At 54.6% G+C, this 13,380-nt stretch carries 7 protein-coding genes and 2 pseudogenes; 4 read left to right on the forward strand and 5 right to left on the reverse strand.

The window, feature by feature from the left end; all coding sequences use genetic code 11:
• Nucleotides 1-151 precede the first annotated feature (151 nt).
• The 3 genes from R3E49_RS11125 to R3E49_RS11135 all read right to left on the reverse strand — a co-directional run bounded on the left by R3E49_RS11125 (nucleotide 152) and on the right by R3E49_RS11135 (nucleotide 4,754).
• Complete coding sequence (locus tag R3E49_RS11125) at nucleotides 152-2,002, reverse strand: mechanosensitive ion channel domain-containing protein (RefSeq protein WP_371295108.1); 1,851 nt, start codon at nucleotides 2,000-2,002, stop codon at nucleotides 152-154.
• Nucleotides 1,992-3,197, reverse strand: coding sequence for an ISL3 family transposase (locus R3E49_RS11130; protein WP_371295109.1), 1,206 nt, complete (start codon nucleotides 3,195-3,197; stop codon nucleotides 1,992-1,994). Before R3E49_RS11130 ends, R3E49_RS11125 begins: the two co-directional genes overlap by 11 nt.
• 78 nt (nucleotides 3,198-3,275) lie before the next feature.
• Nucleotides 3,276-4,754: a hypothetical protein gene (locus R3E49_RS11135; protein WP_371295110.1), complete on the reverse strand. Its 1,479-nt coding sequence runs from the start codon at nucleotides 4,752-4,754 to the stop codon at nucleotides 3,276-3,278.
• A 594-nt stretch (nucleotides 4,755-5,348) separates the two neighbouring features.
• On the opposite strand from R3E49_RS11135, the pseudogene R3E49_RS11140 reads away from it, so the two are divergent.
• Nucleotides 5,349-7,148: pseudogene (locus R3E49_RS11140) on the forward strand (TonB-dependent receptor); the annotation flags it as partial.
• A 17-nt stretch (nucleotides 7,149-7,165) separates the two neighbouring features.
• A pseudogene (locus R3E49_RS11145) lies at nucleotides 7,166-7,831 on the forward strand (transposase); the annotation flags it as partial.
• A 373-nt stretch (nucleotides 7,832-8,204) separates the two neighbouring features.
• On the opposite strand, the gene R3E49_RS11150 reads toward R3E49_RS11145, so the two are convergent.
• On the reverse strand, nucleotides 8,205-8,855 hold the full coding sequence (locus R3E49_RS11150) for a TetR/AcrR family transcriptional regulator (RefSeq protein ID WP_371295111.1): 651 nt from the start codon (nucleotides 8,853-8,855) through the stop codon (nucleotides 8,205-8,207).
• Nucleotides 8,856-9,021: 166 nt separating this feature from the next.
• On the opposite strand from R3E49_RS11150, the gene R3E49_RS11155 reads away from it, so the two are divergent.
• Nucleotides 9,022-10,470 (forward strand): NAD(P)/FAD-dependent oxidoreductase, encoded by a 1,449-nt coding sequence (locus tag R3E49_RS11155; RefSeq protein ID WP_371295112.1) that lies wholly within the window; start codon nucleotides 9,022-9,024, stop codon nucleotides 10,468-10,470.
• Nucleotides 10,471-10,653: 183 nt separating this feature from the next.
• On the forward strand, nucleotides 10,654-10,803 hold the full coding sequence (locus tag R3E49_RS11160; protein ID WP_371295113.1) for a hypothetical protein: 150 nt from the start codon (nucleotides 10,654-10,656) through the stop codon (nucleotides 10,801-10,803).
• Between the two features lie 541 nt (nucleotides 10,804-11,344).
• Here R3E49_RS11160 and R3E49_RS11165 read toward each other — a convergent pair.
• Nucleotides 11,345-12,754: a Fic family protein gene (locus R3E49_RS11165; protein WP_371295114.1), complete on the reverse strand. Its 1,410-nt coding sequence runs from the start codon at nucleotides 12,752-12,754 to the stop codon at nucleotides 11,345-11,347.
• Nucleotides 12,755-13,380: the final 626 nt, after the last annotated feature.

A 13,380-nucleotide genomic window follows, 5' to 3' on the forward strand; every position in this document is an offset into this window, starting at 1 on the left:
CGCGAACAGGGTTTTCGGGTCAATAGCAGGAAACTTCGACAGGTCAGCAGGTCCAGTCGACACAATCAGCGAGGATGTCTACTCTCGATAGGCCGTTAATATTTCCTATCCTTTCATTCTTCGCCGCTGATTATTGCCCTTTCCCGGCCGATTACGCCGGTTCAGGCGGTGGCGACTGTGGCGGGTTGCCGGTGAGAGCCTGCTCCCTGCCGCCGTCGATGGTGCGGACGTGCACGTCCAGCTGATTGAAGGCAATCTCGATGTCATGTTCCCTGAACAGCTCGTCGATACGACGATTGATCTCATCGATAACGGGGTTCCGGTCGGCCAGTTCCCGGACGTGGATACGCAATTCGTGGTCCAGGGTGCTGGCGCCGAAACTGAGGAAAAACACCATGGGCTCAGGATCGCTGAGCACTCGGGGGTTTTCTTCGGCGACCCGGTATAACAGTTGGCGGGTGGTGGCGAGGTCTGAACCGTAGGCGACGCCGATCTTGACGGTGACCCGGGTCACCGTATCGGACAGCGACCAGTTGATCAGTTGATCGGTCACGAATACCTTGTTGGGAACAATGATTTCCTTGCGGTCGAAATCGGTAATGGTGGTCGCCCGTATGCGAATGCGGCTGACGGTTCCCGATAGGTTGCCAATGGTCACCACATCGCCGATACGCACGGGTTTCTCAAACAGAATAATCAGGCCGGAAATGAAATTCGCGAAAATTTCCTGCAGGCCAAAACCGAGCCCCACCGAGAGTGCCGCCACCAGCCACTGCAGCTTGTTCCAGCTGACACCCAGCGCGCCCAGGGTGGCGATGAAGCCGATGCTGAAGATGACATAGGAGAGCAGGGTGGTAATGGCATAGGCGCTACCCTGGGCCAGTCTGAGCCGGGACAGGAACAAGACTTCGAGCAGGCCCGGAATATTGCGGGCAAGCATCAGGGAAATCACCACGATAACCAGCGCCCCCAGGACATCCTGCAGACTGATCGGAATAAGCTCCTGGGCTTCGCCGCTGCCGCTGGCGTATTGGTAAAGGATAACGTTGTCGAGATAGGAGAATACACCGAGCAGGTCGACCCATATCAGGTAGAGGCTGACCAGGAAAATACCCCATAGGGCGAGGCGCATCAGACGCAGGGACTGCTGGTTGATCTGGTCGATATTCAACACCGGTTCCTCGACGATCTCCGTCGAATCGGCGCCGTCGCGCAGGGTGTTTTCATGTTTTTTGAGCATCCGCTGATAGGCCAGGCGCTGGCCAGCGAGGGCCAGGCCCCGCACCAGGGTCGCTTCCAGAATCCGCCAGACAATCAGCAGGCACAGGCTGCCCAGCAAGCTGGTGGTCAGCACCAGGGCCGTGTAGTAGTAGCCAAACATGACGGCGATGAACAAACCCAGGGGGACAAGCGCCAGCAGGGCACCGGTTATCCAGCGCAGAGCCGAGAGGCGATCGCTGGTTTCACGGTACCAGGCCAGTTTGGGCAGCAGGACGGTCAACAGGGCGTAACCCGCGGACAGCGCCAGAATGCCCAGGACGTCATCACTCAAGGCACTGGCATGCTGGCGGGCCAGTGTCGCAGTGGCTACAAGCAATAGTGATGTCAGGCCAATGGCCACGGTTTTCCGGCGCAGAAACCGCGTAGTGGATTCAGACCATCTGAAATGGTGCTCTGCGACTCCCCGGTGATGGAGGAGGCGATAGGCGGTGTAAAAGACCATCCATATCAAGGCCATTTCAATCAGGGCAAGGCCAATGGCCGGATTCTCGCCGCGATTGTCGTTGTTGAGAATGATGCCTGCGGTGGCGCCCAAAAGACCGATGGGCGCGGCATAGAGGAAGTGAATGCCGATCGCGAGGGGCGTATTCCACTGACTGTCCCGGCGAACGAAACCAACATTCCGGTTGAGGTTCCTAAGTGTGTGCGTCAGCCAGCGGCGGCGGGCGGCGAGTATCGCCCAGAACAGCAATAGAGGTAAAAAGTAAGGTTCATCGCGCATTTCCGGGGAAGGCGGCTTTGATCTTCAGGAAGAAGTAATCAACGTCGCGATAGCCGTAGGCCATGCGCTTGATCACCTTGATCCGATTGTTCACGCCTTCCAGTACGCTCGTGCTGAGCGGATAGCTTGCACTGGCAATGATACCTTCGGCATAGGGCCGCAGATTCCTTGCGAACCTCTCCAGTGAAGCAACGCCGCTCGACAAAGCCTGATTGAGCCAGTGCGTGAGCCGCCACCTGGCGGCCCGTTCAGTCCTCGCATACCACAATCCTTTGAGCTGCGACTTCATCAGGTACGCCAGCATCAGCGGTTGATTCACGGCCAGAAGCTCGTCGAGGCTGGCAGCCTGACGCTGATCGAGATTCTCGGGGTTCCGCAGGAGAAGCCAGCGCGACTGCTTCACCAGGCGCCGCGCGGGCTTATCGTGTCGCAGCTGGTTCGCTTGATCGACACGAACACGGTCAATCACCTCGCGGCCATACTTGGCCACGACGTGGAACAGGTCGTACACGACTCTGGCGTTCGGGCAGTGAGCGCGAACCTCGAGATCCATGGCCGTATTCTGGTCCATCGCCACGGCTTCGATGTGTTGACAGTGTTCGCCAAGCCAGAGGAAGAACGGCCTGACCGACTCGCGCGAACGTCCCGTGCCCACCCAGAGTACGCTCCTGCGCTCAGCATCCATGACCACCGTCGCATAGCGATGACCCTTGTGCAGGGCGAATTCGTCCATCAACAGATAGCGCACACGGCGCAGGTCAGGTGCCGGCAGATCGCGGGTTAATCGTGCTTTATCGATGCCCTTCAGGGTATGCCAATGCAGCCCCGTGAGCTGGGCCACATGCTTGATAGGCAGCAGTCGCAACAACTGCTCGGCGTACTGCTGCATTCGTGTCGTCAGGCGCGCATGGGATGGAAGCCAAGGCAGGTGCTCTCTCGACACACCACAGTGTCTGCAAAGGACTCGCCGAACAGGCACGTCCAGCCAGACGCGGTACTCGAACAAATTCGCGTCCCTGACACGGCGCAAATGGGTATCGTGCACTCGACGGCACGGGTGATGGCAACGAGAACACCGAGCCAACCGGGACGGATCCGCCCGAAGCGTGATCAGTAAGCCCTCATTGCCTAGTGGCTGTGACGAGAGCGGGAGAAACCCTTCCCAGAAGCACGCTGGAAACGTAGCATCGAACATGGCGGCGGTCCTTCGGTCGGCTGTTTGGTCGCACTTACAACCTAAACCGATTGACCGTTCGCCTCTACCAAATTCCCGCTAACCCGCGATGAACCAAAAGTAAGCCCAGTGTGCGGCCAGGGCGTAAAAGACGGGTGTCGCTATCTTGCCCCAGGGAATGTTGCTGACCTGTGTTGCCAGCTGGCCCGGCACCGCCAGCAGCCAGCTCCCGGTAACCGGGCGGTTGCTGGGAATCCAGAACAGTTGTTCGTCAAGCTTTCCCCTCAACTCCCGCGCTGTTCGTTCCAGCTCAAGCTGGCTGAGCTGGAGATTGATCGATTCGTTCAGCAGAGCATTCAATTCCTGGTTGAGCTGCTCGATGAGTTCGATTCGACTGCGGGCGATGTTGATTAATTGCTGGCGGATCCGGGGCTGCATGGTCTGCTGTGGATGCTCTTCCAGCAATGTGTCCGCATAGATTTCCGGGTCGGCGACCGCGTCCAGCTGCTGGCCGACTTCAAACTGATACATGCGCAGCTCGGCAATATCCTCCGAAAGATTCGAAGCGATGGTGATTTCAGGCAGGCTGCCGCGCTGTTCATGGAGTATTTTGGCCAATACCAGACTGCCTTCGAGAACGGAAACGAGCTCCTTCAGGGCCTGTTCGGACTGCTTCAGGGTTTCTACCTGCTGGCTTACCGCCAGGCTGCGCTGCGTCAGGGCGTTAAGACGGTCAGTGGTTTCCAGCAGCTTTTCGGAAAGCGCCCGGTTGACCGCATTCTCTTTCCTGAGCAGCGCGCTGTCGCCGGCATCGCCCGTGTCGATCCAGAGGCTGGCGATAGTCTTTTCCGACGCTTCCCTGCGCCCCTCGTTAACCCGTTTCTGAAGTAGGGCTATCTCCGCTTCCTGACGGTTTATTTTTTCACTCAGCAGGTCCCGCTCCAGTCTGGTCAGTTCACGCAACACGTTGTTGGCGGACAACTCTTTGCGCAACAGACGGTTGCGACTCTCCAGAGCCTGCTTTTCAGCCAGCAGCGCAAGACGCTGTTCCTCAACCGGTTTTGATGCATCGGCCCCCTGGGCGTTCAGCGTCTCGCTGATGGCCGATAGCCGGTTCTGGTTCTGACGGATCTCGGCCTGGACACGTTCGGGGCGGGTCTGGGTGCCGACAAGTTCCGTTGTCGCCTCGTTCAGGCTTTGATGTAAAGCGGCTAATGCCACCTCTGCGGTCGCCAGCCGCTGCTCGAGCTTGTTCAGCGAGGTATCGGCGATGTGCTTCTCGGAAGGCTGTTTTTTTAACGTAGTCAGGGCTTGCTGGCGTGAGGCAAGGGTCGCCGGTGCGTCGCTAACCCGCTTCTCCAGCGTCAGCAGTGCCGCCTGATCGGCGGTCGCAGCCTGGAGATGGTTTATCGCCCGGGTAAGCGCCTCCCTGGCTGCCTGTTGCGAGGCCTCGTCTCCGGAGAGCTGTTGCAGGCGTCGTTGGAGATTCTCGAGGGACAGGGCCGGATGATCCTGTGCCTGACCGGTTTGGCAAAGCAGCATCAGGGTCAGCAGGACGATGGTGAAGATTTGGGGCATTGGGGATGTGGCTCCAAGGCACGGCGGTGGATTCGCTATTAACCGACGAGTATAGAGAAGTGTGTGGGTTCCGGTAAGTCGATCTGGAACAAAAAATATACCGGGTTTTGAAACGCGCGCGGAACAGAACCTTTGCCATGATCGTTCGCCATTAAGGTTCAAATCACATCGCATAACAGATCGATCACACCCGGTTGAGCGATAGGCGCCAGTCTAAGGCGAGGTAGATTTTTACCCTTTGAAAAAAGTTGGATGCATATCCCCGGTAGTAGTTGGAGTTTCCAATGCATTTTATGCGTACTCACCACGATGCGCGCCGAGATTCAACATACAACTAAACGGCAAGGATAGGCCCTGACTCGGTCCCGGTTGGATTTGTCGGGGTTTCCCAGCGTAACGAGGTTCCAAATCGTGCTGTCGCTTCATTCGTGCAGCCTGAATCTGCAATGGCCGGGCAGCGACATCGATGTCTGGCGGGGAGTACTCATTGCGCAGTGGAGTGTTTATGTTTGTCTTAAAGTTGACTTGTTTTATCTGATATCGAGATAAAAAACTGCAAGCAACGGTTAATTATAAAAGTTATGGGATTTGGTTATGTCAAAAAAACATGGATTGAAAGTAAACCTGTCGAGGCATGCACTGTCGCTATCGATTGCCACAGCGAGTATTTTCCCTGCTGTGCACAGTCAAGCGGAGGCGCTGCAGGAAATTGTGGTGACGGCTCGAAAGCAAGTGGAGTCTCTCCAGTCCACACCTGTAGCCGTTTCAGCGATGGATCAGGAGCAAATGCGTATTGCACAGATTATTGATATAACGGACGTACAGCGCACCGCGCCGAACCTGGCGATCAGCTCCGGTGGCCCTGGTGCCGCTTCCAATGTCTTTGTTGGTATTCGGGGTCAGAACAGTCTTGGTGGCACGCTGACCTCCGATCCGGCCATCGGTATTTACGTCGATGGCATTTACGTTTCTCGTCCTACGGCGTCCTTGACCGACATGATCGATGTCCAGAGGGTCGAAGTCTTGCGCGGCCCCCAGGGAACGCTGTTTGGACGCAACACGACGGGTGGCGCTCTGAGTGTGACTTCCAATACGCCTACCGACATTCTCGAAGGCTCTCTGCAGGTGGAACTCGGTAACTACGATCACCGGGAAGTCACCGGCGTCCTCAATATACCGCTCAATGAAAGCCTTGCCGCGCGTATCGCTGTACAGCATTCCGAGCATGATGGTTATGGCGAAAACCGCAACCTTGGTTTCGATTTGGGCGACAAGGATCAGGACTTTGCCCGAGCGTCACTGAAATACACGGACCCTGGTGACCGTTGGGATTTAACCCTCACATTCGATATTACCCAGCGCGATGACAATGGGCAGCTAAGTACATTCATCGGGGCACCACCCACCTCGCTGATTAATAATCCAAATATCCGTGCCGCCCTTGGTAATCTTTACGGCTTCACGGATTTTACGCCTTATATAGCCGACAATAATGACTTCTGGGAAAACTTCGGCAATGAGTCATCCAACGAGTTTGACGGTCATGGGGTTGTCGGCACATTGAATATTGATCTTGGCTGGGCTGATTTCAAATCGATCACCGGTTGGCGTACCTACGAGAGTGAGGGGCTTACCGAAAATGATGGTACTCCCGCGATGCTCTTGTCCACCTTCGTGCACAACGAGTCTGATCAGTTCTCACAGGAGTTTCAGCTGAGCGGCGAACTCAATGCGCTCCGGTGGATTACAGGTGTAACCTACTTCAACGAAAAAGCATCGGAGCTCACGAATTCCATTGCCTACCTGGCAACAATATTCAGTAATGGCGGGCAGGAAATTCCAGGTGAAAACAATGGCGACGCGGAAAACACTTCGGAGGGCGTCTTCGGTCAAATCTATTACGATCTCACCAATACCGTGACACTCACCGCGGGACTGCGTTACACCGAGGATACCCGTGAGGCTGTGCTGAAAAACTATAGATCGATTCTGCGCACGACCTGTAACAACTTCGTTGTCAATCCGAGCTGTCGTCAAAAGCTGGATACCGATTTCGACTACTGGTCCTATTTGTTCGGTATTGACTGGCAGATTAGTGAGGACGTGTTTCTATATGCGAAAACCAGTCAGTCATACTTGAGTGGTGGCTGGAATAGCCGTGGTGGTTCTCCGTCAGAAAGCTTCGAACCGGAACAGGTGCGCGATATCGAAGTTGGAGCCAAGACCGAATGGCTCGATGGCCGCCTGAGAGCTAATATTGCGTTATTTCATGCGGAGCAGGAGGATATCCAGAGAGTTGTGAGTACATTCCCTGCAGGCGCGACCTTGCCGGCGACCTTTATCAGTAATGCCGGTTCCTCCACGGTCGAGGGGCTTGAACTTGAACTACCATCCGGCCACTGGAGCGCCCCGATCCAGGACTGGAGCGGGTGGCCAAGGCCAATGGCTTCTCTCTGCACGCCGGTGTCAGCTGTGAGGGGCATCAAAAAGACAAGCGTGAACATCTCTGCCGGTATATTGCCCGCCCTGCCGTGGCAGTTCCCCGCCTTTCACTGAGTGCCACTGGCAAGGTGGTTTACACCCTGAAGACACCGTACCGGGATGGAACGACACAGGTGGCCTTCGACCCGGTGGATTTCATTGCGCGGTTAGCTGCTCTGGCACCAAAACCGAGGGTCAATCTCACCCGCTACCACGGCGTCCTGGCACCGAACCATCGCTGGCGAGGGCTGGTCACACCAGCCAGGCGCGGTAAAGGCATCAAGTCCATCTCCAACGCAGAAGTCCGCACATCCGCCGAGCGTCATGCCGCAATGACCTGGGCTCAACGGCTAAAGCGTGTTTTCAATATAGACATCAGGGTCTGCGCCCGCTGCGGTGGACCTGCCAGGGTCATCGCGTGTATCGAGGACCAGGACGTCATCGACCGGATCCTGGACCACCTGCGCCAGAAGGAACAGGAAACGCCGGCTCGGCCATTGCTAGTGCCACCGACCAGAGCGCCACCTGGGGCGTTGCCGCTTTTCGCTGGGAAGGATTCCAGCACAACAGCACTACACCAGCAAGGAAGCCAGTGAAAACCGCATGGCATGAGCTGTTGCGTACTCTCGTTCAGGAATGAACGGATTTGAATGGCATGCTCAACGCCGCGAACAGGGTTTTCGGGTCAATAGCAGGAAACTTCGACAGGTCAGCAGGTCCAGTCGACACAATCAGCGAGGATGTCTACTCTCGATAGGCCGTTAATATTTCCTATCCTTAGTGACGTACAGGGTTAAGTCGACCAGACGATAATTGCCAATCGCCTCAGCGGCTGCACACAATACGCGTACTCGGCACGGGCAGTTGGATCTCAGAGGCCTATGGGTTGGTTAAACGCTTCTGCAACGACCTTACTGCAAACGCTATAACTTCTTGGACAGGGCCGCCAGGTCAGTAGCCCTAATATAACTAATATTCAACCGAAGGGTCACCGACGCGCAGTGCAGATAAATCTCCACTTTTCAACATACCCAAAATCATATTCACCCGGCGTTCCAAGGGTCGCCGCTCGCGAAGCCTTTCTGATAGTAAGCATGCCATGGCGATACCTATAACGAACAAAAGAATCAGCTCTGAGGCTTCCTGCACTGGCACGGACGGGTCTATTTCACCATGCGCTGATGCATATTTAAGTGCATCCCAGATTTCGACGTAAACCTGATTAAAAGAGTCATTACTGTCTTTTGCGATCTGCTGGTCGGCGCTACCCCGGTTAAAAAATATTGAACGTACCCGCCATTCATCCAGTATTTCGTCGGTAAATGGAAGCAAGTTATGTAACTGCCCTTCCAGTAACGCCAGCCCACTGAGTTTGCGTAGGCTACTTACGCGCTCAAGGTATGCCGTATTAACCCACCGATTGGCCTCAACTACCAACTCAGCTTTATCACGAAAATAATGCTCAACCAACCCCCGGGAACAGCCAGCCATGTCCGCTACTTTCCTAACCGATACGCCCTCAAGACCATTGCGGGCTATCAACCTGGTAGCCGTGTCGATTATATGGTTACGCCGCATCTCTTTTGTATCGGCTGCTTTGGGGAACCGCATGGATGTCATCTTCTCTCCTTCATTACGCCTACCTCACCGATCCTGGCGTCGATTCCGCCTGATCCAACAATGCCTCGCACATTCTACCCCGCCAGGCCGCACGTGACAATCGTCTTGCAAATATGACAGTCGTCTTGTACTGTGCACGACATATCCGGTAAGAAGGGCAGAGACCATGACAGGTAATAAACACTTAACTCGAAGAGAGTATTTGCAAAAAACGGCGGTACTGGCCCTTGGAACCGGGGTTTCCGGTTGTGACATGAGCTCTCCAAAAACCACGCCAGCCAATGGCAGGCGCCAGGCCAGCAGCGAAAGCTCCGCGTACGACAACGGTTCTGTCCCCATTAGCCAGAGTGGTTGGGCAACCCCTCCAAACGAATTTGCCGACTACCCTATGCTTGAAGGAGACATAGACGCCGACATAGCCATCGTTGGAGCCGGCCTGGCTGGCGCTTCGCTTGCCCTGCATCTCACCGAAGCAGGCGTAAAGGTAGCGGTACTGGAAGCGCATCAACCCGGATGGGGCGCTTCCGGTCGCAACGCCGGGCATGTTCTGCCCACCCTGAAAGATATTAATCTTATCAACGGGTTTGCCGATGGAGGACGTCGCTTTCTTGAAGCTTTTAGAGAGCACCATACCATCCCATTCGACCTGTCGGAAAAGTACGGAATTTCATGTGACAGCGCACAGCTTGGCTATCTCAATATGTGCAGCGGGGTCGATAGCTACGAAGAACAAAAAAAGGCAGCCGCGTTCTGGAAGGAGCAGCAGGGTCAGCAAATAGCTTTTCTGGACACCGCAGACATGCAACGGTTTACTGGGTCCAGCTACTACCCTTACGGTGTGCTGTATGAATCAGGCGGCCGTATCAATCCCTACCAATTTACCAACGGCATGATAGCCGCAGCCGTAGATCAAGGGGCACTGGTATTTGGTAACAGTGAAGCCCTGTCTATTAACAAAAACAACAAGCGCTGGCAGGTAAGCAGTGAAAATGGCAGTGTTACAGCGGCACAAGTAGTATTTTGTACAAACGCCTACCCTGGCAGCATTGCTCCATCGCTTGGCAATAATTTTTATCCGCTTACAGCGTACGCGCTATCGACTCAGCCCCTGTCGAAAGAAGCCCTGGAGGTCATTAACCCGGGGCGGGCTACGCTTTCACAGGCACCTGTTAGCCTGAATCCATTCATAATTGACGAGCACAATCGCATAATTATGTCTTCGATTCCGCGGGCTTCCAGCCCGGAAGATAGCGAACGGCACTTTCAGGACAATCTGGCATGGATCCACAGGACCTGGCCCGAATCCAAAGCGCTGAATATCAAACTGGAACATTATTGGACAGGCAGGGTAGCGCTGCGCGACCGCGAATTTCCCGGCGTATTTGAGCTGGATAAAGGTGTCTACGGCTTAATGCACTTTAATGCCTGGGGTAACGTCATGGCGCCTTTAATGGGTAAGCTGCTGGCACAAGGCCTGCAAGCAGACAGGATGGACCAACTCCCCTTCCCGCTTGAGAAACCCACCCCGGTAGCCGTGCCCGCCAAGCAAGATATTCTCATTCGAAAACTACTGATACCTGCCGCCAGGATCGGACAGAAGTTTAACATCTTGTAGGCACCGTGAAGCCGATACGCATCCCGAACCATAAACAAAGACAAGTTCCAGACAGGAGAAACAATACAATGCGACCCGTTATTCTAGGATGTGGAAACATAGGCAAGCGCCCCGGCGAGCCGATTTTCTACTTCACAGACGGCTATCGGCGAGCTGCTGGACAATGCCGAAGCCAGGGAAGTATTGGGCAGACACCTGCCGGAGCTGGTCCCGCAGCTCTCAGGCAACGCCCAGGTTCGCAACATGACCCTGACGGCCATCAGTCATTTCGATCCCAGACTGACCAAGGAACTGTTAAGCGCGATCGACGAAGACCTGGCCGGCCTCAAGTGACAGGGTGACAGACGAATCGACGGGGATCAGCCAAGCCGCTTGTCTGCGGTGACATACGATTCGAGAATACTTTCTTCGAAGGCACGGGATAACTCCTGTACATCGAGGACCAGGACGTCATCGACCGGATCCTGGACCACCTGCGCCAGAAGGAACAGGAAACGCCGGCTCGGCCATTGCTAGTGCCACCGACCAGAGCACCACCTGAGACTTTGCCTCTTTTCGCTGGGAAGGATTCCAGCACAACAGCACTACACCAGCAAGGAAGCCAGTGAAAACCGCATGGCATGAGCTGTTGCGTACTCTCGTTCAGGAATGAACGGATTTGAATGGCATGCTCAACGCCGCGAACAGGATTTTCGGGTCAATAATCGGGTATTTCGACAGGTCAGCAGGTCCAGTCGACACAATCAGCGAGGATGTCTACTCTCAATAGACCGTTAGTATTTCCTATCCTTTTATTTCACTTTTAGCGGTAAAAGTGAAATAAAATGGCTCCTATTTCATTTACATCACTGTGGAATAAGACGGTATCTTTACTTCAACTCCATCTCTTTAACCAGTTTTCAAACTCTGAAGGTTTCAACTTATATCTGGCGATATTTCCCTCATGCAAACCAGTCAGTTCCGTCTCCACCATTTCCATGAAGCGCGCTCTGTCTTGCTCCACAATTTCTTGTTCTATGAACTGCTTTATAGCTGAAACCGCCTCGCGCTTGTTTAGAGCGGAACGGACGATATTGGAGACCAGCTGAGCGATGAATTCCCTGTAACGCAACCGAAACGGATCGGGATCACCGAGTGATTGACGGGCCGCAGAATAGCGGGCGCAAGATCTCTCATAGGCCCAAACAAAAACATCAGCCAACAATTCAGTGCGATTGAGTTCATAGATGCCTAGCAAGCCATCAATGTAGACTTTCTCAGGTACATCGACAAAAGAGAGGGGGCTCAGGTTTTCTCGAATGAAAGGGATGTTTGCTGCCAGGCGAGATACGCGTTTGTTCACGTCGTCAAAGGCTTGCAGATAAGGCAACTGCACCATGGCGAAGAATGCCTGCTCGAAAGGATCTTTGATTGCGTCTGCCTTGAATAACACCTCATCAAAACATTCATTTATCAACGCGCCGCCTTGCAGCGGTTGGAACACGCTTGCACCAATGCCGACCGAGTGCTGCCTCAAGCGGCCGCAGGCTGCAGGATCTGGCAGCAGGTTTTCTGAAAGCAGCGCGTGGAGGTTACATATGGTGTATCGGTTGAACCCCGTATCCGCCGCTGACTGCACGAGTAATTCAATGGCTGCTTTATGGTTCAGGATCATCTGGGTTTCCAGAGCATCCCTGCCCTCGGCGCTATCACCCAATTCGATGAGCCGTTCAGTTTCAAGTAGGGAATAGGTGTTTCCCTCAAGACGACTGGAATTCCACGTCAGATCGATCAACAGCCTGTTGTAGATTTGCAAGGCATAGGTTCCCGCTGCGAGTACACCCGCTTGGGATTGACCGATCTCCAGTAAATGTTTACGCACTTCCTCGGGCAGGTAGAAAGTGCGGTTGGGCTGATAAGTTCCGATAAAGTCCCGGTTGTAGCCCACAGGGCGCCTATGCTGAATGGGTTGCCTCACAAGTCGTTTAATCTCTGCGCCGACCTCTGAGATTGGGGTATAGATCTCGACCTCGGGGATTCCGCTGGTCAAACTAAGCTGTGCTCCACCTACCTCGATGTTTACATCAGTACGGATAGCTGGAACTTTGTATCGACTACCACGCCCTCCCCCTTCGAGAAGGAGTTGCTTCCTTTCCACCAGTACGGCCAGCCGCCGTTGCAGTGTTCTGCGATGGATACTTGGCTCTATGGCATCGCTTATCTCGTCAATAGAGGCGCCCTCTGGAAAGCCGCCAACGGCTCTCCGAATGGCTTCAAGTTCCTCTTCTGAGACTTGTTTGGGCATAGGGGTTATGTCGCGCTTTCTTCAATTGCGACATATAAACGCATTTATCTGTCGCGATCAAGCTATTGCGACAAATAAAGTGTCGCGATTGGCGGACCGAGCTATAGGGGGTCGGTGCACCCCTTGCGGGAGATTTGCGGGACTTGCTGTGATTTGTTGTGCTCTGTGCTGCAAAATGCGCTGCGGGTGTTCGGATTTAAGTTAATAAAATCAATCGCTTAAAAATCTCCAGCACGATTCATAATGCTGGGGTCGGTGGTTCAAGTCCACCCGTAGCTACCATTTTTCGGCGGTGCATTGGCTCGGCTCTCCCCAATTAACGGGCTCTCGGCTCTCCCCAATTAACGGGGGATAGACCGGCCGAACTTTCGAGCAGGTCATTCCATAGTCCGGATTCCTGCTCCCGCGTTCCGGTGTTGACCTTGAACAACGCCATCTCTCTGAATTGAGCAGCAGCCGGGGAACCAGAAAGGGCCTGTTTCGCCTGGACATGGCCTGAGGCTGGGTGCTGCGCGTTGCGTGGTGCCGGTGAGTGGTCTGGAGGACCAGAATGACATCGTGTAGCTTTTGGTGACGGATCCCGACGGACCGCAGCATTCAGCCTCAAAAATCAAGAACTTCAACGC

It is taken from the genome of Haliea sp., assembly GCF_041395985.1.
Taxonomy (GTDB): Bacteria; Pseudomonadota; Gammaproteobacteria; order Pseudomonadales; family Halieaceae; genus Haliea.

What these genes read in the sequence shown, in the direction of transcription:
- R3E49_RS11125 (WP_371295108.1), bottom strand. Translation starts at nt 2,002, where the DNA reads ATGCGCGATGAACCTTACTTTTTACCTCTATTGCTGTTCTGGGCGATA.
- R3E49_RS11130 (WP_371295109.1), bottom strand. Translation starts at nt 3,197, where the DNA reads ATGTTCGATGCTACGTTTCCAGCGTGCTTCTGGGAAGGGTTTCTCCCG.
- R3E49_RS11135 (WP_371295110.1), bottom strand. Translation starts at nt 4,754, where the DNA reads ATGCCCCAAATCTTCACCATCGTCCTGCTGACCCTGATGCTGCTTTGC.
- R3E49_RS11150 (WP_371295111.1), bottom strand. Translation starts at nt 8,855, where the DNA reads ATGACATCCATGCGGTTCCCCAAAGCAGCCGATACAAAAGAGATGCGG.
- R3E49_RS11155 (WP_371295112.1), top strand. Translation starts at nt 9,022, where the DNA reads ATGACAGGTAATAAACACTTAACTCGAAGAGAGTATTTGCAAAAAACG.
- R3E49_RS11165 (WP_371295114.1), bottom strand. Translation starts at nt 12,754, where the DNA reads ATGCCCAAACAAGTCTCAGAAGAGGAACTTGAAGCCATTCGGAGAGCC.